The organism is Kitasatospora sp. LaBMicrA B282, from assembly GCF_050325825.1.
GTDB lineage: Bacteria > Actinomycetota > Actinomycetes > Streptomycetales > Streptomycetaceae > Kitasatospora.
This window is the reverse complement of the sequence record NZ_JBNQTI010000010.1, coordinates 1-23,009: the sequence shown is the minus strand read 5'-3', so window position 1 is coordinate 23,009 and position 23,009 is coordinate 1. Positions and strand designations below refer to the sequence as shown.

The following is a 23,009-nucleotide window of genomic DNA, read 5'->3' as shown; positions in this document are numbered from 1 at the left end:
GGGGACCCAGGGTGACCGAACAGGGGAGCGGGCGCGGAGCGGACGAGACGTCGAACGCCCCGCGGTCCGGCGAGCGCGGGGCGGACGACGGGTCCACCGTTCCCCCGCTCTACGAACGGGAGAGCGCGATCGCCGCGGCCCAGCTGGCGATCGACCGGCTCCGCCGGCAGTTCGCGGCCGGCGGCATCGAGCTCGGCTCGGTGCTGCTCTACAGCGGCACCGCCGGCCTCGGCAAGACCAGCATGCTGCAACAGGTCCGGATGCTGGCCCGGCGCGAGGGGCTGACCGTGCTCAGCGGCCGGGCCGGCGAGCAGCGCGTCAACGAACCCTTCTACCTGCTGCGCCAGTTGCTGCTGCCGGTGCTGCTGCGGCTCGGCGCGGAGAAGCAGCGCGAGGTGCTCGGCCACTGGTGGTCCATCGCCGGCCCGGCGATCGGCCTGCTGCCGCCCAGCGGCGAGGCCGCCGACCCGCAGAGCGTGCGCTCCGGCCTGGACAACGTGGTCACCCAACTGGCCATCCGGCACGCCCCGCTGGTCATGCTGGTGGACGACCTGCAGTGGGCCGACCGGGAGTCGCTCGGCTGGCTGGAGTCCTTCGCGCAGCGCTGCCCCGAACTGCCGGTGCTGCTCGCCATCGCCTGGCGCAACAACGAGCTGCCCGAGCAGGCGCAGGCCTTCCGCGCCCTGGTGGCCGCCAACTCGCACCGCCACATGGAGTTCCAGGGCCTGCAACCGGCCGCCACCGCCGACCTGGTGCACGCCGCCTTCGCGGACGCCGAGGACTCGTTCTGCCGCCAGGTGTGGGCGGTCACCAACGGCAACCCGTTCCTGATCAACGCGCTGCTCGCCAAGATCCGCGAGAGCGGCATCGAGCCGGTCCACGAGAACGTGCCGCTGCTGCACGACCTGGCCGCCGAGGCGCAGGGCATGGACCGCGACTACTGGCTCACCCGGCTCAGCGTCAACACCTTCAACTTCGCCCAGGCCGCCGCGATGCTCGGCACCCAGATCGCCATCCCGGTGGCCACCCGGATCGCCGGCATGGCCCCGACCGGCGCGGCCGAGGCGATCGCCGAGCTGCGCCGCCACCAGGTGCTGACCGGCCCGGCCGAGGGCCCGCTGGAGTTCGTCCACCCGCTGCTCGCCACCGCGCTCTACAAGTCGATCCGCCCCGGCATGCGCACCGCGATGCACGGCAAGGCCGCGGTCGAGCTGGAGAACGCCGGGCGGCCGCTGGTGGAGTCCTCCCGGCACCTGCTGGAGACCCACGCCGAGGGCGACCCCGACGTGGTGACCAAGCTGCGCCGGGCCGCCCGCGAGCACCTGTCGGTCGGCGCCCCGGACGCCGCGGTGCGCTGCCTGGACCGCGCCCTGGCCGAGCCGCCGGAGGACGAGGACCGGGCCGAGGTGATCTACGAACTGGGCTGCGCCACGCTGCTCACCGACCCGGTCAGCACGGTCAACCAGCTGCGGCTGGCCCTGGACACCCCGGGCCTGCGCCCCGAGCTGCGGGCGGACGCCACCTTCCGGCTCTCCGAGGTGCTGGCGCACAGCGGCCGGCTGGTCGAGGCCGCCGAGATCACGCTGACCGAGGCCGAGCGGACCGCACCCGGCGAAGGGCGACTGCGGCTCCAGGTGGCGCACTTCATCTGGGCCGCCTTCCAGCGCGACGAGGAGGACGGGCCCGAACGCTCGGCCCGGCTGGCCGCGCTCTGCGCCGAACTGCCCGGCGACGACCTGTACGCCCGGGCGGTGCGCGCGCTGCGCGCCTGGGACCTGACCCTGCAGGGCGCCGACGTGGCCGAGGTGCTGCGCCTGGTCGACTCGGCGGTCACCCCGGACGGCCGGTTGCCCGAGGGGCTCGGCTGGACCACCAACCCGTGGGGCCTGGAGCTGCCCGGCATCATCGGCCTGACCTACGTCTACGCCGACCGGCTGGACCGCGCCGAGAAGCTCTTCGAGGACGCGATCACCACCTTCGAGGTGGCCGGTTGGGGCGGCGGCCACCTGGGCTTCGCCTACTTCCTGATGGGCCTGGTCCGGTTCCGCCGCGGCTCGCTGGCCGAGGCCGAGGAGTTCCTGCGCCGGGCGCTGCGGATCGGCCGCTCGCTGGGCCCGAGCCTGCCGCTGCAGTGGGACGCGGTGGGCGTGCTGGCCGACACCCTGCTGGCCCGCGGCAAGCAGGACGAGGCCTGGAAGCTGGCCGCCGACCACGCCTTCGCGCCGCCCTACCACCCCACCGCGATGGTGCTGCCGGACGCGGCCACCCTGTACGGCAAGCTGCTGCTCGCCCAACGCGACCACGCCGGCGCCGCCGAGGTCTTCACCGAGGTCGGCGAGCGACTGGAGCGGCGCGGCTGGCACAACACCATCTGGGCACCCTGGCTGGGCAACCTGGCCGTCGCGGTGCTCCCGGAGGACCCGGAGCGGGCCCGCGAGCTGGCCAACGAGTCGCTGGTGCGGGCCCGTGGCTTCGGCGCCGCCTCCGCGGTGGGCGCCGCACTGCGGCAGGCCGCCGCGGTGGTCGAGTTGGGGGCCGCGCTGCGCAAGGCCGGGCGGCTGGCCGAGGCCACCGAGCAGCTGCACCAGGGCATGGAGCTGGCGGTGGAGTGCAACGCGGACGGCCTGATGACCCGGGCCCGCGAGGAGCTCAAGGCCTCCGGGCTGCCGCCGAACCGGCTGCGCAGCACCGGGCGGGACGCGCTCAGCCAGGCCGAGTGGCGGGTGGCCGAGCTGACCGTGGAGGGGATGTCGCCGGTGGAGATCGCCGAGCGGCTGGACGTCGCGGTGAGCCTGATCAACCGTCGGCTGGCGGCCGTGCACCGCAAGACCGGCAGCAGCCGGGAGGGGCTGGCCGCCGCGCTCGGGCTGTCAGGACGGCAGTCCGACAAGGAGGCTGACACCCCCTAGGCTGACTCCGGCCGAGTCGCCCGTGTGCCCACGCAGACCGAAGGAGCAGCAGATGGCGCCCACCCCCGAGCAGCACCGGTCCGACCCGCAGGTCACGGTCACGCGCGCCCCGCTGGAGCCGTCCGGGGCGGGCGCCGCGATCGAGCGGTGGACGCTGCGGGCCGGCCCGGTGGAGGTCCAGGTGCTCACCCTGGGTGCCACGCTGCACGGGGTGCGGGTCCCGGACCGCCACGGCACGGTGGAGCAGGTGCTGCTCGGCTCGGAGCACCTGGCCGAGATCCTCGGCCCGGGCCGGCACTACGGCGCCACCGTGGGCCGGTACGCCAACCGGATCGCGGACAGCCGGATCACCCTGGACGGCACCGAGTACCGGCTGGCCCCCACCGGCAACGGGGTCACCCTGCACGGCGGTCCGGACGGCTTCGCCGACCGGACCTGGGCCGCCGAGCAGGTGGGCGACGGCGACCGCGCCGGGGTGCGGCTGCACCTGCACAGCCCGGACGGCGACCAGGGCTTCCCGGGCGCCCTCGACGTCTGGGTCAGCTACCTGCTGGCCCCGGACGGCGAGCTGGCGATCGAGTACCGGGCCGTCACCACCCGCCCCACGGTGCTCAACCTGACCAACCACGCCTACGTCAACCTGGCCGGCGAGGGCAACGGCGACGTGCTCGGCCACCTGCTGACCCTGGACGCCGACGCCTACACCCCGGTGGACGAGCGGCAGGTCCCGCTCGGCCCGTTCGAGCCGGTGGCGGGCACCCCGTTCGACTTCACCACGGCCCGCCCGATCGGCGAGGGGATCGAGGAGAAGCACCCGCAGCTGGTCGGCCCGGGCGGCTACGACCACAACTGGGTGCTGCGCCCGCGCCCGCAGGACGGCCCGCCGGTGCGCGCGGCGCTGCTGGAGGACCCGGTCTCCGGGCGCACCCTGGAGGTGCTCACCACCGAGCCGGGGATCCAGGTGTACACCGCCAACGGCTTCCACGGCGCGGTGCGCGGGCCGCGCGGGGTGGCCTACCAGCCGTACGCCGGGGTGGCCCTGGAGACCCAGCACCACCCGGACTCGCCGCACCAGCCGTCCTACCCGTCGACCGAATTGCACCCTGGTGACGAGTTTCGGTCGATCACCGTCTTGAGATTTGGCATGCGTTTTTCATCTCGTCACACGGTATGACTACTATCACTCCGTCAAAGGTCGTACTACAGACGGCGTGTCGCGTTGAAGCGCCGCCCTTCTCGAGGAGACTGCCCTGCGCGCGCGTAGAGCCTCCAGGCGTAAGAAGAAGCCGAGCATCGGGCGCATGCGCCTGACCCTGCGGACCGCACTGATGGTCCTGGCGATCGTCCCCAGTGTCGCGCTCGCCGCCCTGTGGGGCGTGACCACGGGTCAGACGCTCTCCGACTTCCAACGGCAGGCGGCGCAGGTGCTGCTGGCCCAGAAGGCAGGTCAGCCGGCCAGCATCGTGTACTACAACCTGCAGGAGGAGCGCCGGCTCAGCGCCCAGCAGCTGGCCCAGCCCGGCAGCGTCACCGACGCACTGGCCCGCCAGCGGGCGGCCACCGACGACGCGGTGCGCACCTTCCTCAGCGAGTCCAGCGTCTCCAGCGCGCACGCCCCCGCGGACGTGCGCGCCGCGGTCGGCACCGCCCGGACGGCGCTCGGCCAGCTGCCCGAGCACCGGGCGGCCGTGGACTCCGGGACCGCCAAGCAGGACGACATGTACGTCTACTACAGCACCCTGATCAACGTGGACCTGGGCCTGTTCACCTCGCTCGGCCACGTCGACAACGGTCAGGTCAGCTACCTCACCCAGACCCTGGTCAGTGAGTTCTGGGCCAAGGAGATGGTCGCCCGCGAGGACGCCATCCTGGCCGGTGGCTGGTCCACCGGACGGCTCTCGGTGGACGACTACCAGTCCCTGCAGCAGGCCATCGGTGGTCAGGTCTTCCTGTTCAACAAGCAGATCGTGCCGTACCTGCCGCCGAACGAGGCGGCCACCGCGCAGGCGCTGACCAACAGCGCGGCGTGGCAGGAGAAGACGCTGATCGAGGGCAAGCTGCTCACGCCCACCGCGGCCGGCGCCGACGGCACCGTCCCGCTGCCGGCGGCCCAGGCCCAGTGGCGCGACGCCATCGACAAGATCACCCCGCAGATGGTCGCGCTGGTGCAGAGCCGCACCGACTCGGTGGTCGCCACCGGCAAGAACAACATCTCCAGCCTGCTCATGCGGGTGGTGCTGACCAGCGTCATCGGCCTGGTCGCGGTCATCGCGGTGATCATCACCTCGTGGCGGCTGACCCGCTCGCTGCGCCGCCGGATCGTCGGTCTGCAGGACCGGGCCGGCGAGCTCGAGCGGACCCTGCCCGACCTGGTCGAGCGGCTCGGCCGCGGCGAGCAGGTGCGCGTGGAGGAACCGGGTGCGCGCTTCGAGGCCGACCAGGGCCACGGCGACGAGCTCAGCCGCCTCGGCCAGACGCTCGACCTGGCCCGGCAGAGCGCCGTCGGCGCCGCCATCGCCCAGGCCGAGCAGCACCGCGGCTTCGAGCGCCTGCTGCAGCGCATCGCCCGCCGTACCCAGCTGCTGATCGGCCTCCAGCTCAAGACGCTGGACGAGATGGAGCGCCGGCACGAGGACCCCGAGGTGCTGGAGGGGCTCTTCGACCTCGACCACCTGACCGCCCGCCTGCGCCGCTACGAGGAGAACCTGGTCATCCTGGCCGGCGGCCAGCCCCAGCGCCGCTGGCGCAAGCCGGTCCCGCTGCTGGACGTGCTGCGCGCCGCGCAGGGCGAGGTGCAGGACTACCGCCGGATCCTGATCGACGTCGAGGGCATGCCCTGGCTCTCCGAGCGCGCGGTCGGCCCCGTGGTGCACGTGCTGGCCGAGCTGATGGAGAACGCGGCCGCCTTCTCCAAGCCGCCCACCCCGGTCGAGGTGCGCGCGGCCATGGTCGGCCGGGGCCTCGCGGTGGAGGTCGAGGACCGCGGCCTCGGCATGGAGCCGGAGCAGATCGACGCGGCCAACGCGCTGATGCGCCGCCCGCCGCGGATGGACGTGCTGGCCCAGGCCGACGACGTCCGGCTCGGCCTCTACGTGGTCTCCCGGATCGCCGACTCGCTCGGCCTGCGGGTGGAGTTCCGCCCCTCGGCCTTCGGCGGCACCCGCGCGGTGGTGCTGATCCCGGGCGAACTGGTCCACGACGGCGCGCTGCTGGAGCCGATCCCGGCCGAGCCGGCGATGCCGCTGCCCTCCCGGGTGCGCGGCCGCACCCTGCCCGTCGAGGAGCCGCAGCTCGCGCCGCACCTGCCGCCGGCCCAGCCGCTGCCGGCCGGCGCCGCCCCGATGACGGGTGCCGCGCCGATGGCCGACCCGATGTCGATGACCGCCCCGACCGCCCGCCCGTCCTGGGCGGCCTCCGCCAGCGACCACGAACGGACCGCCGAGAACGTGCAGCCGCCGCTGCCCCAGCGGGTTCGCCAGGCCAGCCTGGCCGCCGAGCTGCGCATCCCGCCCCCCGAGGAGGTCCCGCAGGCCCCGGGCGCCGCCCAGACGCCGCCCGCCGCCCCCATCCGCTCCGGAGCCGCGATCGGCGCCTTCCAGCGCCGCTCCCGGGCCGCCCGCTTCAACGACTTCGGTGACGAGACCACCGAACTGACCCCCATCCCGACCGAGAAGGACCCGTCATGACGCGCACCACCGCCACGCATCAGGATCTTGACTGGCTGCTGGACGGGTTGGTCGACTCCGTGGCCGGGACCAGACACGCGGTACTGCTCTCCGACGACGGCCTGGTGGTCAGCCACTCCCGGGGCATCGACCGGGCCGACGCCGAGCGGCTGGCCGCGGTGGCCACCGGGCAGCAGAGCCTGGCCCGCGGGGTCGGCACGCTGTTCGGCGGCGGCTCGGTGCACCAGGTCATAGTCGAGCTGACCGACCTGTGGCTCTTCATCACCGCGGCCGGCCAGGGCACCCACCTCGCGGTGATCGCCTCCCAGGAGGTGGACGCCGAGGTCATGTCGCTGGCCATGCACACCCTGGTGCAACAGGTCGGGCAGAAGCTCAGCACACCCATCCGGGGTGTCGGGTGAGCCCGCACTGGAGCGAGCTGGAGCAGCAGGTCGGCGACGACGGCGCCGAGTCGATGGTGCGCCCGTACACCATCACCCGGGGCCGCACCTCGCCCGAGCGCGACGACCTGACGCTCATCACCGTGCTGACCGTGGTGCCGCGCTCCGGCGAGCAGGGCCGCCGGCTGCAGCCGGAGCACCGGACCATCCTGGCCCGGTGCGCCCGGCAGCCGGCCGCGGTCGCCGAACTGGCGGCCGACCTGGACCTGCCGGTCTCGGTCACCAAGATCCTGCTGGGCGACCTGATCGCCCAGGGCCTGCTGGTGGCCCGGGCGCCGATCGCGGTGGCCCGCGCCAGCGGCGGGGTGGACCTCGGCCTGTTGAACGCCGTACGCGAGGGACTCCGGAGGCTCTAGATGACAACCAATCAGTCACCCGCGGGCGACCAGACGGCCCCCGCCGCGGTGAAGATCCTGATCGCCGGCGGCTTCGGCGTCGGCAAGACCACCCTGGTCGGCTCGGTCAGCGAGGTCACCCCGCTGCGCACCGAGGAGTACCTGACCCGGGCCAGCGTCGGGGTCGACTTCCTGGACGGGGTGGACGCCAAGGACACCACCACCGTCGCCCTCGACTTCGGCCGGATCACGGTCAACCCCGAGCTGGTGGTCTACCTGTTCGGCACCCCGGGCCAGGAGCGCTTCTGGTTCATGTGGAACGACCTGGTCAACGGCGCACTGGGCGGGGTGGTGATCGCCGACACCCGGCGCCTGGACACCAGCTTCGCCTCGATCGACTTCTTCGAGAGCCGGGGGATCCCGTTCGTGGTGGCGATCAACTGCTTCGACGGGGTCAACACCCGGACCCCGCAGGAGATCCGCGCCGCCCTCGACCTGGACCGGCAGGTGCCGATGCTGATCGGCGACGTGCGCACCAGGGCCTTCGGCCGGGACGTGCTGCTCGCCCTGGTCGACCACCTGATCAACCAGCCGGCGCTGGTCTGAGGTCCGCGTGCCGGAGCGGCCGTACCGAACCGGGGTCCCGGTCGGTACGGCCGCTCCGGCGTTCCTCAGCTGTGCTGCCAGGTCACCGAGAAGTCACTGCCCCCGTCGAGCGGCGAGGTGGTGGCCAGCACGGTGTGCGTGCGCGTCGCCATGTCGATCTTCTCGGGCTTGAAGTCGCCGATCGGGCGGCCGTTGGCGGTGGCGCCGGTGAAGTCCACCGTGCCGAAGTCGGTGAGCGGCAGCGGGCCGGCGAGGGTGGACGGCGCCTCGGCGATCACCTCGACGGAGGCCAACCGGGCGCTGCGCAGGGTCTTCCTGACCGAGTGGTGCCAGCCCTGGGTGGTGTCGGCGAGGTCCAGGAGGAACGTGCCGCTGCCGTTGCTGGTGACGGAGGCGACGAAGTGGTCACCGGCGGCCACCGGGTCGCTGAAGTTCTTCGGGTAGGCCGGGTACATCTCGTACCAGGAGTAGTACTGGGGTTGCCCGTTGGAGCAGTCGACCTCGCTGCCGGTCTGTTCGACCGAGTTGCTGCCGTCGCCGTCCAGGCCCACCCAGAAACTGGAGTAGGTGTCCTGGTCGGTGCAGAGGCCGGTCGGCTCGTTCCACTCGGCGCTGACGCTGGTGAACTTCTCGCCGTTGGTCGACGTGGCCGCGTAGCCGGACCAGTTGGCGCTGGTGCCGTGGCTGATCAGGCCGTGCGGGCCGAGGTGGTGGGGGGAGAGGGCGATCATCGGGGCGTTGCCGGCTGCGGCGTCCGCCACGGCCGGGGTCGCGGGGGCGAGCAGGGCGGCGACGGCGGCGGCAGCGGTGAGGGCGCGGCGACGAGGGGCAGGCATGGGTACTCCACCGGTGATTGATCGTGTGCTGACAGGCGAGATGCCGAGATGAGCCATGCCCGTCAAAAGGTCCGGTGATGTGACTGATGCTCAGATCCTCACCCCATCGGGTGAGTGGATACGCCCTGGCGTTCGACGGCCATCAGAGTTCCCGGAAGCATGCGACAGCGGCCGGCCGCCCCACAGGGGCAGCCGGCCGCTCGTGCGCCGGGTCGGGTCAGCCGGTGATCGTGCCGGTGACCTCGCCGAAGCCGATCCGCACGCCGTCCGCCCCGGTGGCCGAGGCGGTCATGGTCACGGTGTCGCCGTCGGCCAGGAAGGTGCGGGTGGAGCCGTCCGGCAGCTCGATCGGGTCGCGGCCGTTCCAGGTCAGCTCGATCAGCGAGCCGCGCTGGTCGGCCTCGGGGCCGGAGATGGTGCCCGAGCCGTACAGGTCACCGGTGCGCAGCGAGGCGCCGTTGACCGTGGTGTGCGCCAGCATCTGGGCCGGCGACCAGTACATCCCGGCGTACGGCGGGCGGGAGACCACGGCCTCGTTCAGCTTCACCTCCAGCTGCACGTCCAGGCCCCACGGCTCCTTCTCCACCAGGTAGGGCAGCGGCTGCGGGTCCTGCACCGGGGTGGCGGTGCGGGCCGCCTCCAGTGCCGCCAGCGGCACCACCCAGGGGGAGATCGAGGTGGCGAAGGACTTGCCGAGGAACGGGCCGAGCGGCACGTACTCCCAGGCCTGGACGTCGCGCGCGCTCCAGTCGTTGAGCAGCACCACGCCGAACACGTGCTGGGCGAAGTCGTCCACGTCCACCGGCTCGCCCAGGGCGGAGCCGGCGCCGACCACGAAGCCCAGCTCGGCCTCGATGTCCAGGCGCACCGTGGCGCCGAAGACCGGCGCCGGGTCGTTCGGACCCTTGCGCTGGCCGCTCGGGCGGCGGATGTCGGTGCCGGAGACCACCACGGTGCCCGCGCGCCCGTGGTAGCCGACCGGCAGGTGCTTCCAGTTGGGCAGCAGCGCCGCGCCGTCCGGCCGGAAGATCCGGCCCAGGTTGGTGGCGTGCTGCTCCGAGGCGTAGAAGTCGACGTAGTCGGCGACCTCGACCGGCAGGTGCAGCTGCACCTGGTCGATCCGGTGCAGGTTGGCCTCCACCAGGGCGCGCTCGTCCTCGGTGGTGAGCAGGCCGGTGACCCGCTCGCGCACGTAGGCCCACTCGCGCGGGCCGCGCCGCATGAAGCGGTTGAGCGAGCCGGTGGCCAGATCGGCGCCGAGCGGGGTGCCGGCCCAGATCGCCGAGAGGTCGAGCACGAACTCGCCGATCGCCACGCCGACCCGCGGCTCGCTCGAGCCGCGCGGGGTGAAGACGCCGTAGGGCAGGTTCTGCACCGGGAAGTCGGAGTCCTCGGGGACCGGAACCCAGCTCGTGCGGGTCGGGGTCGTCTGCTCGGTCACTTCTCGTTGCCACCGTCCTGCGGGCCGCGCCCGCTCCAGCTCCACGCGTACGTGCCGTCGTCGCTCGCCCGGCCGCCCTCGGCGACCTCCAGCGGGCGGAAGGTGTCCACCATCACCGCGAGCTCGTCGAAGAACTCGGCGCCGATCGAGCGCTCGTAGGCGCCCGGCTGCGGGCCGTGGGTGTGGCCGCCGGGGTGCAGCGAGATCGAGCCCTGGCCGATGCCGGAGCCCTTGCGCGCCTCGTAGTCCCCGCCGCAGTAGAACATCACCTCGTCGCTGTCCACGTTGGAGTGGTAGTACGGCACCGGGATGGAGAGCGGGTGGTAGTCCACCTTGCGCGGCACGAAGTTGCAGATCACGAAGTTGTTGCCCTCGAAGACCTGGTGGGCCGGCGGCGGCTGGTGGATCCGGCCGGTGATCGGCTCGTAGTCGCTGATGTTGAAGGCGTACGGGTAGAGGCAGCCGTCCCAGCCGACCACGTCGAACGGGTGGCTCGGGGTGACGAAGACGGTGCCGGCGATCCCGGAGGAGCCGTTGCCGCGGTGCTTGACGTAGATCTCGGTGTCCTGCTCCGCCTCGCCCGGCTCGGCCAGCAGCGGGCCCACCGGGCCGCGCAGGTCGCGCTCGCAGAACGGCGCGTGCTCCAGCAGCTGGCCGTACTTCGACAGGTAGCGCTTGGCGGGGGTGATGTGGCTGTTGGCCTCGATCGCGTACAGCCGCAGCGGCTCGTCGCCGGCCGGCAGCCAGCGGTGGGTGGTGGCCCGGGGCATGATCACGTAGTCGCCCTGGCCGACCGCGAGGCTGCCGAAGACGGTCTCCACGGTGCCGCTGCCGGACTCCACGTAGACGCACTCGTCGCCTATCGCGTTGCGGTAGAGCGGCGAGGCCTGGCCGCAGGCCACGTAGGCGATCCGCACGTCGGCGTTGGAGAGCACCACCCGGCGCCCGCGCACCGCGTCGGTCTGCCGCCACTCCTCGCCGGGGAAGAGGTCGTGCAGCTTGAAGTGGAACGGCTTGAGCGGGTGGTTCGGCTCCGGCTTGCCCTCCGGCAGCGCCCAGACCCGGCTGTCCACCAGGGCGGACGGGATGGCGCGGTGGTAGAGCAGCGAGGAGTCCGAGGAGAAGCCCTCCTCGCCCATCAGCTCCTCGTAGTAGAGGCCGCCGGCCTCGTTGCGGTGCTGCGTGTGCCTCTTGGGCGGCACCGTGCCTACGGTGCGGTAGTACGCCATCTGCGCCTCCTGAGCGACCGAGCCCTGGACTGCGCCGGCCAGGGCGGCACCGCCCGGGGGTGGGGGCGGCCCAGACCAATCCCACGGCCAGTGACCTGGTGATGTCAAGGACTGCCGGCCTCGTCAAGACGCGTGACAGCAACTCTCCGGACACGCGGATGTAACGATCCCCCGGTTCTTGCAGAAACTTGCTGCAAGAACTTTCAAACCGACTTGCGCCGCTGCTACGTTCCAGGTCAAGCCCGGTGCCCGACACCCAGTGCGGTCGGTGTCGACACCTCGAAGGCCGGTCCGGGAGCAAGTATGCGCCCCCGGTCGGACCCCGGGCACCCCCCACCCCCACCACCCTTCCTCCTAGGAGTTCTCATGCGGCGTGGCATCGCGGCCTCCGCCCTCGTTGCAGCCCTCGCGGCTACCCTCGCAGCCTGTGGCAGCAGTGGCTCCGGCACCTCCTCGGCCTCCGGTCCGGTGACCATCACCTACTGGGACACCTCCAACGCCACCAACGAGATGCCGAACTACCAGGCCGTGGTGCAGAAGTTCGAGGCCGCCAACCCGAACATCAAGGTCAACTTCGTCAACGTGCCGTTCGACCAGGCGCAGGACAAGCTGCAGACCGCGATGGGCAGCAAGGGCGCCCCGGACGTCTTCCGCTCCGACGTCGGCTGGACCGCCGCCTTCGCCAAGGCCGGCTTCCTCACCCCGCTGGACGGCACCCCCGCGCTGAGCGACCCCAGCGCCTACCAGCCCAGCCTGATCAAGCAGGCCCAGTACCAGGGGAAGACCTACGGCGTCCCGCTGGTCACCGACACCCTCGGCCTGCTCTACAACAAGGCGCTCTTCACCCAGGCGGGCATCACCACCCCGCCCACCACCTGGGACGAGCTGAAGGCCGACGCCGCCACCATCAAGACCAAGACCGGCGTGGACGGCTTCGAGATGCGGGCCGGCGACGGCTACTACGCGATGCCGCTCTTCTACGGCGAGGGCACCGACATGGTGGACGCCGCCAACAAGAAGATCACCGTCAACTCGCCCGACGCGGTCAAGGCGATCACGACCTACCAGTCGCTGTTCAACTCGCCCGGCACGGTCAAGGCCGACATCACCACCGACTCCTACGCGCACATGATGGACGCCTTCAACGGCGGCAAGGTCGCGGCGATCATCAACGGTCCCTGGGAGATCACCAACATCTACAAGGGCTCCTCCTTCACCGACCACACCAACCTGGGCATCGCCCCGGTCCCGGCCGGCTCCACCGGCAAGGCCGGCGCCCCCACCGGTGGCCACAACATCTGCGTCTACGCCGGCTCGGACGCCGCCCACCAGGCCGCCGCCGAGAAGTTCGCCGCCTTCATGACCTCGGCCGACAGCGAGTCCTTCATCGCGCAGAAGAACTCCACCCTGCCGACCCGCCCCGACGCCTTCACCGCCGACGTCAAGTCCGACCCGGGCATCGCCGGCTTCCAGCAGATCCTGAGCGTGGCCCAGCCGCGCCCGGCGCTGCCCGAGTACTCCTCGCTCTACACCTCGCTGAGCACCAACCTCGGCAAGATCGCGACCGGCCAGCAGGGCATCCAGCCCGGCCTGGACGCCACCGCGCAGGACTACGCCAAGCTCCTGCCGGACTTCGCCAAGTAAGAGCCCAGCGCGGCCGTCCGGTCGACCCACGTCCCCCGGGGGCGCGGGTCGACCGGACGGCCGCTAGGTACCGACCCGGAGAAGGTGTTGACCCGCATGACAGCCCTGGTGCAGCGCGCCAAGCGCTCGTACAGCACGTACTGGTACGCCTACGCGATGGCCGCGCCCGTGGTGATCGTGCTGGGGGTGCTGGTCGCCTACCCGCTCGGCCGCGGCATCTACCTGACGCTGACCGACGCGACCAGCCTCAACGTGGGGCGCACCATCGGGGTCAACCACATCCCCGACAGCTTCAGCTACGTCGGCCTGCACAACTACGCCGACGTGCTCTTCGGGCCCGACTCCTACGACCGGTTCTGGTCCCACTTCCTGTGGACCGTGATCTGGACCGTCACCTGCGTCACCCTCACCTACGGCCTGGGCCTGGGCCTCGCGCTGCTGCTCAACGAGAAGATGCGCGGCCGCACCCTCTACCGGCTGCTGCTGGTGGTGCCGTGGGCGGTGCCGAGCTTCGTGACGGTCTTCTCCTGGCGACTGCTGCTCGCCGACGGCGGCCTGGTGAACACCCTGCTCAGCACCCTCCACCTGCCGCAGCCCAGCTGGTTGGAGGACCCGCTGGCGCAGAAGGCGGCCGCGATCCTGGTCAACACCTGGTGCGGCGTGCCGTTCATCATGATCTCGCTGCTCGGCGGCCTGCAGGCGATCCCGGGCGAGCTGTACGAGGCGGCCGAGATGGACGGCGCCACTGCCTGGCAGCGGTTCCGGCACGTGACGCTGCCCGGCCTGCGCCCGGTCAGCGCCACCGTGGTGCTGCTCGGCGTGATCTGGACCTTCAACCAGTTCACCATCATCTTCCTGCTCTTCGGCAAGACCAACGCGCCCGACGTGCAGATCCTGGTCACCTGGGCCTACCAGCTGGGCTTCGGCCAACTGCCGCGGGACTACGCCCAGTCGGCCACCTACGGGATCGTGCTGCTGTCGATCCTGATCGTCTTCACGTCCTTCTACCAGCGCTGGCTCAAGCGCAACGACCAGACCGCCATCTGACGACGGTCCGTCCGTCCGCCCACCGCCAGCGACCCCGAGGAAGGCTCCGATGAGCACCGTCACCGACCAGCCCGCAGCCGCCCGCCCGGCACCCCGCCCCGCCACCGCCCGCCCCGCGAAGGTCCGCGGGCGCGGCGAGCGCAGCGCCGGGGCCAGGCTGCTGATGCACCTCACGCTGGGTCTGGCCGCCCTGGTCGCGGTCTTCCCGGTGCTGTGGATCTTCTACATCGCGCTCGGCCCGGACAAGATGGACTACCTGCACCCGGGCGCCATCGCCGGCAAGGCCACCCTGGCGAACTTCTCCAAGGTGCTCGACCAGACCGACTTCCTCACCTGGTTCGGCAACTCGCTGATCGTCTCCACCGGCACCGCGCTGATCGGCGTGCTGATCTCGGCCAGCACCGGCTACGCCGTCTCCCGGATGAAGTTCCCCGGGATGCGCCCGCTGATGTGGTCGCTGCTGATCACCCAGATGTTCCCGGTGGCCGTGCTGATCGTGCCCATGTACTACATCCTGGCCAACCTCAACCTGCTGGACAGCTACAGCGGCCTGATCCTGGTCAACTCCAGCACCATCGTGCCGTACTGCGCCTGGCTGCTGAAGGGCTACTTCGACACCATCCCGGTGGAGATCGACGAGGCCGGCCGGGTCGACGGGCTCTCCCCGTTCGGCACCTTCTGGCGGCTGATCCTGCCGCTGGCCCGCCCGGGACTGGCGGTGGCAGGCTTCTACGCCTTCCTGACCGCCTGGGCCGAGGTGCCGTTCGCCTCCACCTTCATGCTCAGCTCGGACAAGTACACCCTGGCCGTGGGGCTGACCACCTTCGTCTCGCAGTACGAGAGCCAGTGGAACCTGATGGCCGCCACCGCGGTGCTGATCGCCATCCCCGTCACCGGGCTGTTCTACCTGGTCCAGAAGAACCTGGTGACCGGTCTGACCGCGGGCGCCGCGAAGTCCTGACGGGCTGCCTACCGAAAGTCCTGACGGACACTCAACTCCTACCAGTATTGTGCCTGTTGCTCGTGCGCCGGAGGTTCGCTCCCGTGACCTTCCGGAACCTTGCCTAGTCCCCGAGGGATCCGCCTGATGACCCAGAACCTGGCCGGCACCGCCCGGCCGACCGCCGCCGTCGCCACCCCTGCCGGCGCGGGCAGAGGCTGGTGGCGGGACGCGGTCATCTACCAGGTGTACCCGCGCAGTTTCGCCGACGCCAACGGCGACGGCATGGGCGACCTGCCCGGCGTCCGCAGCCGGCTGCCCTACCTGCGGGACCTGGGCGTGGACGCGGTCTGGCTCTCCCCGTTCTACGCCTCCCCGCAGGCCGACGCCGGCTACGACGTGGCGGACTACCGCGCGGTGGACCCGATGTTCGGCACCCTGCTGGACGCCGACGCGCTGATCCGCGACGCCCACGAACTGGGCCTGCGGATCATCGTCGACCTGGTCCCCAACCACTCCTCCGACCAGCACGAGTGGTTCCAGCGGGCGCTGCGCGAGGGCCCCGGCTCGCCGCTGCGGGAGCGCTACCACTTCCGGCCCGGCAAGGGCGAGCAGGGCGAGCTCCCGCCCAACGACTGGGAGTCGATCTTCGGCGGCCCGGCCTGGACCCGCACCACCGACCCGGACGGCACCCCGGGCGACTGGTACCTGCACCTGTTCGCCCCCGAGCAGCCCGACTTCAACTGGGACAGCCCCGCGGTCGCCGACGAGTTCCGTTCGATCCTGCGGTTCTGGCTGGACATGGGCGTCGACGGCTTCCGGATCGACGTGGCGCACGGCCTGGTCAAGGCCCCCGGCCTGCCCGACCTCGGCACCGGCGACCAGCTCAAGCTGCTCGGCAGCGACGTGATGCCGTTCTTCGACCAGGACGGCGTGCACCAGATCTACCGCGCCTGGCGGCGGATCCTCGACGAGTACCCCGGGCAGCGGATCGCGGTCGCCGAGGCCTGGACCCCCACGGTCGAGCGCACCGCCCACTACGTCCGCCCCGACGAGCTGCACCAGGCCTTCAACTTCCAGTACCTGGGCACCTACTGGGACGCCGCCGAGCTGCGCACGGTGATCGACTCCTCGCTCGCCGCGATGCGCCCGGTCGGTGCGCCGGCCACCTGGGTGCTCTCCAACCACGACGTCACCCGGCACGTCACCCGGTTCGCCAACCCGCCCGGCCAGGGCACCCAGATGCGCAGCCCCGGCGACCGCGAGCTGGGCCTGCGCCGGGCCCGCGCCGCCACCCTGCTGATGCTCGCGCTGCCCGGCTCGGCCTACGTCTACCAGGGCGAGGAGCTCGGCCTGCCCGAGGTCACCGACCTGCCGGACGAGGTCCGCCAGGACCCCTCCTTCTTCCGCGCCAGCGGCCAGGACGGCTTCCGCGACGGCTGCCGGGTGCCGATCCCGTGGTCCGGCACCGCCGCGCCCTACGGCTTCGGCCCGCACGAGGGCGGCCCGAGCTGGCTGCCGCAGCCCGCCGAGTGGGCCGGGCTGAGCGTCGCGGCGCAGAGCGGCGACCCGGCCTCCACCCTCGAGCTCTACCGCAGCGCACTGCGGATCCGCCGCGAGCTGTCCGCGCTCGGCGCCGGCGACGAGCTCGAGTGGCTGCCGGCCCCCGCCGGGGTGTTGGCCTTCCGCCGCGGCTCCCTCGTCTGCCTGGTGAACACCACCGGAGAGCCGGTCGCCCACCCGACCGAGGGCCGGCTGCTGCTCGGCTCCGGGCCGGTCGAGCCGGGCCTGCTCGCTCCGGACAGCACCAGCTGGTGGGCGGTCTGACATGGTTGCAATAGGCTCTGGGCTCGTGACTACGGCGCGACTCTCGGACATCGCGGCGCAGGCGGGGGTCAGCGAGGCCACCGTCAGCCGCGTCCTCAACGGCAAGGCGGGCGTCTCCGCGGCGACCCGGCAGAGCGTGCTGGCGGCGCTGGACGTGCTCGGCTACGAGCGGCCGACCCGGCTGCGCCAGCGCAGCGCCGGTCTGATCGGGCTGATCACGCCCGAGCTGGGCAACCCGATCTTCCCCGCGCTGGCCCAGGTGATCGAGCAGGTGCTCAGCCGGCACGGCTTCACGCCGGTGCTCTGCACCCAGACCCCGGGCGGGTCCACCGAGGACGAACTGGTGGAGATGCTGGTCGAGCGCGGAGTGGCGGGCATCGTCTTCGTCTCCGGGCTGCACGCCGACTCCACCGCCGACCACGACCGGTACGCCAAGCTGACCGGCCGCCAGGTGCCGTTCGTGCTGATCAACGGCTACAGCGAGAAGATCGCCGCGCCCTTCATCTCGCCCGACGACCGGGCCGCGATGACCATGGCGGTGCAGCACCTGGCCGGGCTCGGCCACCGCAGGATCGGCCTGGCGGTCGGTCAGCGCCGCTTCGTCCCGGTGCTGCGCAAGATCGAGGGCTTCACCTCGGCGCTGCACTCGGTGCTCGGCGTCCCGGCCGAGGAGGCCGCCGAGCTGGTGCACCACACCCTCTTCACGGTCGAGGGCGGCCACGCCGCGGCCGGGGTCCTGCTGGAGCGCGGCTGCACCGCGATCGTCTGCGGCAGCGACCTGATGGCGCTCGGCGCGATCCGCGCGGTGCGCCAGCGCGGGCTCTCGGTGCCCGGCGACGTCTCGGTGGTCGGCTTCGACGACTCGCCGCTGATGGCCTTCACCGAGCCGCCGCTGACCACCATCCGCCAGCCGGTCGAGGCGATGGCCACCGCCGCGGTGGACGCGCTGCTGGAGGAGGTCGGCGGCCAGCCGGCCCAGCGCGCCGAGTTCATGTTCCAGCCCGAGCTGGTGGTGCGCGGCTCGACCGGAGCCCACCGGGACTGACGCTCACTGGGGCTGACAGTGCACTGGGACCGGCAGCGCACGGGGACTGCCAGCCCGCCGGGACCGACGCCGCACCGCGACCCGGCGGCGGGGGACCGGATTGCACCAGGGGGAGTAGGCGGGCGGGCGGCGCCGACTCGTGCTCGGCGGCGTCGGGGTGCTGCTGCTGGTCGGCCTCTACTTCCTGCTCGCCGCCACCATCCCGCGGTGGTGGTCGCAGCAGGTCGGCAGCGCGGTGCACGGCAGGCTCTCGGCCGGCCTGGTGCTCGGCCTGCTGACCGGCATCACCTGCACCCTGCTGCCGCTGCTGGTGCTCTGGTTCGGGCTGCGCCGGCGACGCACCTGGAAGGTCGCGCTGGCCTGGATCGTGGCCGCGCTGGTGCTCGCGCTGCCCAACCTCTGGACGCTCGGCGTGGTGGCGGGCAGCGGCAGCGCGGCGCACGCCGGCCAGCGGACGATGGACGTCAACGCCCCCTGGTTCCGCGGGGCCAGCCTGGCCGGTGCGCTGGTGGCGGCGGCGGTCTTCGCGGTGATGCTCTGGCTGATCTACCGGCGCCCCAAGCAGCCGCAGCGCTGACCGGCGGCACCGCGGCTCAGCCCTCGGTGTCGCGCCGGTACTCCCGGAGCAGCCGCGCCGAGTCGTCCGGATCGCCGGTCCGGGCCTCGGTGCGGCGGTCGTTCGCCAGGTAGTCGCGGACCACCAACTCCACCGCGTCCTGCGGGCTGCGGGTGCCGCACCGCAGCATCAGGTCGATGGCGACGTCGGCGTCCAGGCTGACGGTGACCTTGGCCATGGCTTCCCCCTCCGTACGGATCGTCGGCCACCAGCATGCCCCAACCGCGGCCCGGCACGCCCGAGGGCCGTCTCCCCCGGAGAGGTGGGGGAGACGGCCCTCATGGCTGTCCTGCGGAAGACCCCGGCCGGACCCCTCACAGGTCCGGCGCGGAGCGGTGCCGTGCGGGTCAGACCCGGCCGGCGAAGTCCGGGGCGTAGTTCGCGATGGTCTCGTACTTCACGCCCGAGCTCGGGTTGGCGGCCTCGACGAACTGGCCGTTGCCCACGTAGATGGCCACGTGGTAAACGCCCGAGTCCTGGCCGTTGTTCGACCAGAAGAGCAGGTCGCCCGGCTGCAGGCTGTTCATCGACACCGGGGTGGAGGCGGCGGCCTGGTCGGCGGCGACCCGCGGGATCGAGATGCCGGCCTTGGCCATCGCGGCCTGGGTCAGGCCGGAGCAGTCCCAGCCGCCGTTGCCGGTGCCGCCCCAGATGTAGGGCTGGCCGACCTGGGACTCGGCGAAGCTGATCGCGCTGGCCATCGCGCCGGTCGCGGCCGGGGCGCTGGTGGCGGCGGTGGTCTGGGCGTTGACCGCGGGCGCCGGGGTGGCGGGGGCCGAGGTGGTGGCGTCCTGGGTCGGAGCGCCCTGCTCGCCGTTGCCCAGCTTCAGGTGCTGGCCCGGGTAGAGCACGTCCGGGCCGTGGGTCAGCTCGGCCTTGTTGAGCTGGTAGAGCGCCTGCCAGCCGCCCTGCACGTGCTGGCTGTTGGCGATGGTGGAGAGCCAGTCACCGGGCTTGACGGTGTAGCTGCCGCCGTCGTGGTGCCAGGTGTGGTTCTGCCAGTGGCTGCCCTGCCAGGTGTGGCCGCCCTGCTGGGTCTGCTGGGCCGGCTGGCTCTGCTGGGCGGGGGCGGCCGGGGCCGGGGTCTGGGCGGCCGGGGCGGAGGTGTCGACGGAGGCGGGGGCGCCACCGGCGGTCAGGCCGGCCTGGATCGAGCAGACGGGCCAGGCGCCGGGGCCCTGGTCGGCCAGCACCTTCTCGGCGACGGCGATCTGCTGGTCCTTGGTGGCCTGGTCGGCCTGCGGCGCGTACTGGGTACCACCGTAGGCGGCCCAGGTGGAGGCGCTGAACTGCAGGCCGCCGTAGTAGCCGTTGCCGGTGTTGATGCTCCAGTCACCGGAGCTCTCGCACTGCGCGACCTTGTCCCACGTGGAGACCGGGGCGGCGGAGGCGGTGCCGGCGGTGATGCACGGCAGGGACAGACCGAGGCCGATCAAACCGGTGGCGGCGATCACCCGGCGGGCGTTGCGGGACGGACGGGTGGTGCCGGTCGTGGGCAGCATGAAGTCGCGATCCTCTCCTACGCCTGCGAGGTGAGCTGTCGGATTCGGACTGGAGTTGCCCGGCCGCGCTGCTGCGCGGCTTCACCCCTAGCCCTGGTCGTCGGTCCGTGGACCGGCGCCCGGGGCGGCTTACCTGGTTCCCCCGCTCCTGCCGTGGCTGCGATTTCGCGCTGCCAGCGCGTCCGGTGGCAGGACTAGGCGTCCGGCTGCGCTGGGTCCGTGTGGCTACGAACGGGGAGCACGTTAGACAGAGTTAAGTTGAATCCGCAAACAGCTGTGATGGCGGTCACACAGGCTGCACCAAAGCTTCAAGATCGAGGTCACCGCCCAGCTGAACGGCCGTCGGGGATCCGCCGGACAACGGGTCGTCAACTCGGCCCGGTGCGGTGGAAGGTGCCGGTGGTTCAGCCGAGTTGGGGCTGATGGTGCATCGGTTCCGGCGTTCGGTGATCTTGGGGGAGGCGGGGCCGGAAAAGGTGGCGCGAGAGCCGGTCGCCGGGTCGATGGTACGGATACGCAGCAATCTTCGAGCTCGACTGAATGTCCGTTTTGTACCTTCTGTTACTTCGTCAGTCCGGCGCGGCCGACGGTGCACTGGCGAACCGACTGGTCGTTCGGTCGTACTCGTACCAATGCTCGCGCGGTCCCGCCTCCGGCGCCTGCGGCCGCCGCCCGCCCGGGCCCGGGAACGCCGCCGGCCCGGCCCCCAGCGCAAGGGCTGGGAACCGGGCCGGTGTTGGCCGTCGGTGGACGTCCTGGCGGACGTCCTAGGGCTGGCGCCGGGGCGTCACTCGCCCGCGCCGGCCTCCTCGACCGAGGGGGCCTCGGCGAGCGGGCCCTCGACGACGGGCTCCCCGACCGGAGCCTCCGTCGGCTCCGGCAGCACGGCCAGGTACGCCGAGGCGATCAGCTGACCGAGCGTCGGGTAGGCGCCCAGCACGGCCGCGCTCGGGCAGCCGGTCTCCTCGGCGGCGGCCAGCAGCAGCTCCTCCGGCGCCTCCGGGCCGAAGACCAGCGGGGCCAGGGCCGGGCGCTGCGAGCCGGTGGCCCGCAGGTGCTCGACCGCGGCGGCCACCGAGCCCGGCACGTCCAGCGCGGCCGCCACCACCGGCACCGCGAGGCGGGCGGCGAGCAGCACGCCGGTGATCCCCGCCGCGTCGGCCGCCTCCGCACCGCCGATGGTGGTCAGCACCACGCCGTCGGCCGCCGTGGTGATGGCGAACAGCCGGGCGCGGTCGGCCCGGGCCAGCCCGGCCTCGGAGAGGCGGACGTGCACCGCCTCGGCCAGCAGCGGGTGCGGGCCGAGCGGGTCGGTGACCAGGGCGCCGGTCTCGGCGGCCAGGGCGTGCAGCTCCGTCAGGTAGGCGTGCGGGCCGGGCAGCAGCGGCAGCAGCACCGGGGCCGGCATGCCGGCCGCCAGCGCGGCGCCGATCAGCTGCTCGACCGTCGGGGTCGGCTGCTCGACGGCCTGCGGGAGGCCCTCCCCGTCCGCCGACTCGGCGCCGTCGAGGTGCTCGGCCTGCGGGGCGAGGGCGCTCGGCAGCCAGCCGGCCGCGATCTCGATGCCGGGCTGCTCGCCGCGGATCGCCGAGACCAGCTCCTCCACCAGCGTGAGCCCCGCGGGCGTCGCCTCGGCGGGTATGGCGAGCACGAGCGCCGGCGCGTTGACCGGCACCTGGGGCCGTTCGGGCCGACGGTGGCGCCCCCGCGCGCGGGAGCCTGGCGTGCGGACGGGCAGTGGTGCGCCCGGGATGGCTGCAGTGCTCATGGCAGCAGATCGTAGGACATGGACGTGGTCGTCCGGCATCCGGCCGGGCCCTTCGCCGCGTCAAGGAGGGAGCGGTGCGCCGGCGGCCGGCCGACGGGGGCGAGCGGGGCAACTCGGACAAGCCGCGGCAAAAACCCTGCCGAGCCGGGGCTGATGTGACGGTGCGTGAGGAAGTGGCTGCGAAGTTGATCATTTGTCGGGGGTGTCAATGACCGAACCGGTCAGCCTTGCTCACCGCGCAGCCGACGCCTGGTCACGGATCATTGGCCGATTTGTTACCCGATGTCGGTTTCCCCGGCCGCTCAGGTGGGCTTGGTGACCGGTTTGGTCACCTCTTGTACAGGCTTCTGCACGCGCAAAATCACATGCCGATGCACGTGCATTAGCGTTATTATTACGACTAGTAAGGCATCAGCCCTGCCCGTACGAGCCGGAGGCGGCCGGCGGCCGGAGCGCGGTCGGGCGTCGAGTAGTACGAGCACTCCAGGCTCTTGGGAGATTTCTATGCACCACACGTACAACGGCATGGCGGCTGCGGACCTCGAAGGCGTGGTCTGGCAGAAGAGCCAGTACAGCAACTCCAAGGGGAACTGCGTGGAGTTCGCCGCCCTCCCGGACGGTGCGGTGGCGATGCGCAACTCGCGCTTCCCGGACGGACCGGCGCTGATCTACACCCGCGACGAGATCGCGGCGATGCTGCTCGGCGCGAAGGACGGGGAGTTCGACCACCTGGTGGCCTGACGCCGCAGGGTGGTGCCCGGTGCGCTCGGCGCCCGGTGCAGTGGTGGACGCCGTCGTGGGGCCAGGTGCCGCGGCGGCGTTCGGTGTTCCCGGAGTGCGGTCGACCGGTCGGCTGCGGCCGGCGGCCGGGCTGCGGTCGGCAGGTCGGCGGGGGCGAGCGGCGGCTCGGGTGTGAGTGGTGCGGGCCCGGGTGTGAGCGGCGCGCTCCCCGACCCGCGCTCTGCCCGGGCCCGGGTCGGGCTCGCCGTGCTCTGCGACGGGGTTCGAGGCCGGTGCGAGCGGCCCTGCGGCCGGACCGGCGGGGGAGCCGGGGACCCGGCTCGGAGTGCAGCGGGCGGCCCCGGGCGACCGGCGGCGGCGCGTCGGCCGCCGGGACGGGCGGTGGCGCGGGTGCTGG

Annotated in this window: 19 protein-coding genes and 1 riboswitch; of the genes, 13 read left to right on the top strand and 6 right to left on the bottom strand. The window is 72.4% G+C overall.

Annotated features, from left to right (window positions below; translation table 11 throughout):
* Nucleotides 1–11 precede the first annotated feature (11 nt).
* From ACQRUO_RS05205 to ACQRUO_RS05180, 6 genes are all read left to right on the top strand, one after another.
* Entirely contained in the window at nucleotides 12–2,909 is a 2,898-nt protein-coding gene (locus tag ACQRUO_RS05205; protein ID WP_428314520.1) for an ATP-binding protein, read from the top strand.
* A gap of 52 nt (nucleotides 2,910–2,961) precedes the next feature.
* A complete protein-coding gene (locus tag ACQRUO_RS05200; protein WP_428314519.1) occupies nucleotides 2,962–4,083 on the top strand; it encodes an aldose epimerase family protein in 1,122 nt (373 codons plus the stop codon).
* 127 nt (nucleotides 4,084–4,210) lie between these two features.
* Nucleotides 4,211–6,595 (top strand): sensor histidine kinase, encoded by a 2,385-nt coding sequence (locus ACQRUO_RS05195; protein ID WP_428314518.1) that lies wholly within the window; start codon nucleotides 4,211–4,213, stop codon nucleotides 6,593–6,595.
* A complete protein-coding gene (locus ACQRUO_RS05190; RefSeq protein ID WP_428314517.1) occupies nucleotides 6,592–6,996 on the top strand; it encodes a roadblock/LC7 domain-containing protein in 405 nt (134 codons plus the stop codon). The genes ACQRUO_RS05195 and ACQRUO_RS05190 overlap by 4 nt, the downstream gene beginning before the upstream one ends.
* A complete protein-coding gene (locus tag ACQRUO_RS05185) occupies nucleotides 6,993–7,391 on the top strand; it encodes a DUF742 domain-containing protein (RefSeq protein ID WP_428314516.1) in 399 nt (132 codons plus the stop codon). Before ACQRUO_RS05190 ends, ACQRUO_RS05185 begins: the two co-directional genes overlap by 4 nt.
* On the top strand, nucleotides 7,392–7,976 hold the full coding sequence (locus ACQRUO_RS05180) for a GTP-binding protein (RefSeq protein WP_428314515.1): 585 nt from the start codon (nucleotides 7,392–7,394) through the stop codon (nucleotides 7,974–7,976).
* 65 nt (nucleotides 7,977–8,041) lie between these two features.
* On the opposite strand, the gene ACQRUO_RS05175 is transcribed toward ACQRUO_RS05180, so the two are convergent.
* The 3 genes from ACQRUO_RS05175 to ACQRUO_RS05165 all read right to left on the bottom strand — a co-directional run bounded on the left by ACQRUO_RS05175 (nucleotide 8,042) and on the right by ACQRUO_RS05165 (nucleotide 11,482).
* A complete protein-coding gene (locus ACQRUO_RS05175; RefSeq protein WP_428314514.1) occupies nucleotides 8,042–8,812 on the bottom strand; it encodes a G1 family glutamic endopeptidase in 771 nt (256 codons plus the stop codon).
* Nucleotides 8,813–9,029: 217 nt separating this feature from the next.
* Nucleotides 9,030–10,253, bottom strand: a complete 1,224-nt coding sequence (gene fahA, locus ACQRUO_RS05170) for a fumarylacetoacetase (protein ID WP_428314513.1) — start codon at nucleotides 10,251–10,253, stop codon at nucleotides 9,030–9,032.
* Entirely contained in the window at nucleotides 10,250–11,482 is a 1,233-nt protein-coding gene (locus ACQRUO_RS05165) for a homogentisate 1,2-dioxygenase (protein WP_428314512.1), read from the bottom strand. Before ACQRUO_RS05165 ends, fahA begins: the two co-directional genes overlap by 4 nt.
* Before the next feature lie 366 nt (nucleotides 11,483–11,848).
* Here ACQRUO_RS05165 and ACQRUO_RS05160 point away from each other — a divergent pair, with 366 nt between their 5' ends.
* The 6 genes from ACQRUO_RS05160 (at nucleotide 11,849) to ACQRUO_RS05135 (ending at nucleotide 18,562) form a co-directional block, all read left to right on the top strand.
* A complete protein-coding gene (locus ACQRUO_RS05160; RefSeq protein ID WP_428314511.1) occupies nucleotides 11,849–13,126 on the top strand; it encodes an extracellular solute-binding protein in 1,278 nt (425 codons plus the stop codon).
* Between the two features lie 96 nt (nucleotides 13,127–13,222).
* Nucleotides 13,223–14,173 carry a carbohydrate ABC transporter permease gene (locus ACQRUO_RS05155; protein ID WP_428314510.1) on the top strand — a complete coding sequence of 317 codons (951 nt, stop codon included), beginning with the start codon at nucleotides 13,223–13,225 and terminating at the stop codon, nucleotides 14,171–14,173.
* A gap of 49 nt (nucleotides 14,174–14,222) precedes the next feature.
* On the top strand, nucleotides 14,223–15,134 hold the full coding sequence (locus tag ACQRUO_RS05150) for a sugar ABC transporter permease (protein WP_428314509.1): 912 nt from the start codon (nucleotides 14,223–14,225) through the stop codon (nucleotides 15,132–15,134).
* Between the two features lie 126 nt (nucleotides 15,135–15,260).
* Entirely contained in the window at nucleotides 15,261–16,940 is a 1,680-nt protein-coding gene (locus ACQRUO_RS05145; RefSeq protein WP_428314508.1) for a glycoside hydrolase family 13 protein, read from the top strand.
* Between the two features lies 1 nt (nucleotide 16,941).
* Nucleotides 16,942–17,985, top strand: coding sequence for a LacI family DNA-binding transcriptional regulator (locus ACQRUO_RS05140; protein WP_428314507.1), 1,044 nt, complete (start codon nucleotides 16,942–16,944; stop codon nucleotides 17,983–17,985).
* 139 nt (nucleotides 17,986–18,124) lie between these two features.
* Complete coding sequence (locus ACQRUO_RS05135) at nucleotides 18,125–18,562, top strand: hypothetical protein (RefSeq protein WP_428314506.1); 438 nt, start codon at nucleotides 18,125–18,127, stop codon at nucleotides 18,560–18,562.
* A 16-nt stretch (nucleotides 18,563–18,578) separates the two neighbouring features.
* On the opposite strand, the gene ACQRUO_RS05130 is transcribed toward ACQRUO_RS05135, so the two are convergent.
* The 3 genes from ACQRUO_RS05130 to ACQRUO_RS05120 form a co-directional block, all read right to left on the bottom strand.
* On the bottom strand, nucleotides 18,579–18,779 hold the full coding sequence (locus ACQRUO_RS05130; protein WP_428314505.1) for a hypothetical protein: 201 nt from the start codon (nucleotides 18,777–18,779) through the stop codon (nucleotides 18,579–18,581).
* 169 nt (nucleotides 18,780–18,948) lie between these two features.
* Nucleotides 18,949–20,103, bottom strand: a complete 1,155-nt coding sequence (locus ACQRUO_RS05125; RefSeq protein WP_428314504.1) for a transglycosylase family protein — start codon at nucleotides 20,101–20,103, stop codon at nucleotides 18,949–18,951.
* A gap of 7 nt (nucleotides 20,104–20,110) precedes the next feature.
* Nucleotides 20,111–20,275: riboswitch (cyclic di-AMP (ydaO/yuaA leader) on the bottom strand.
* Between the two features lie 615 nt (nucleotides 20,276–20,890).
* A complete protein-coding gene (locus tag ACQRUO_RS05120) occupies nucleotides 20,891–21,871 on the bottom strand; it encodes a hypothetical protein (RefSeq protein ID WP_428314503.1) in 981 nt (326 codons plus the stop codon).
* 504 nt (nucleotides 21,872–22,375) lie between these two features.
* On the opposite strand from ACQRUO_RS05120, the gene ACQRUO_RS05115 reads away from it, so the two are divergent.
* The gene (locus ACQRUO_RS05115; protein ID WP_428314502.1) at nucleotides 22,376–22,612 is read left to right on the top strand and encodes a DUF397 domain-containing protein; all 237 of its coding nucleotides are present in this window, start codon (nucleotides 22,376–22,378) and stop codon (nucleotides 22,610–22,612) included.
* Nucleotides 22,613–23,009 lie beyond the last annotated feature (397 nt).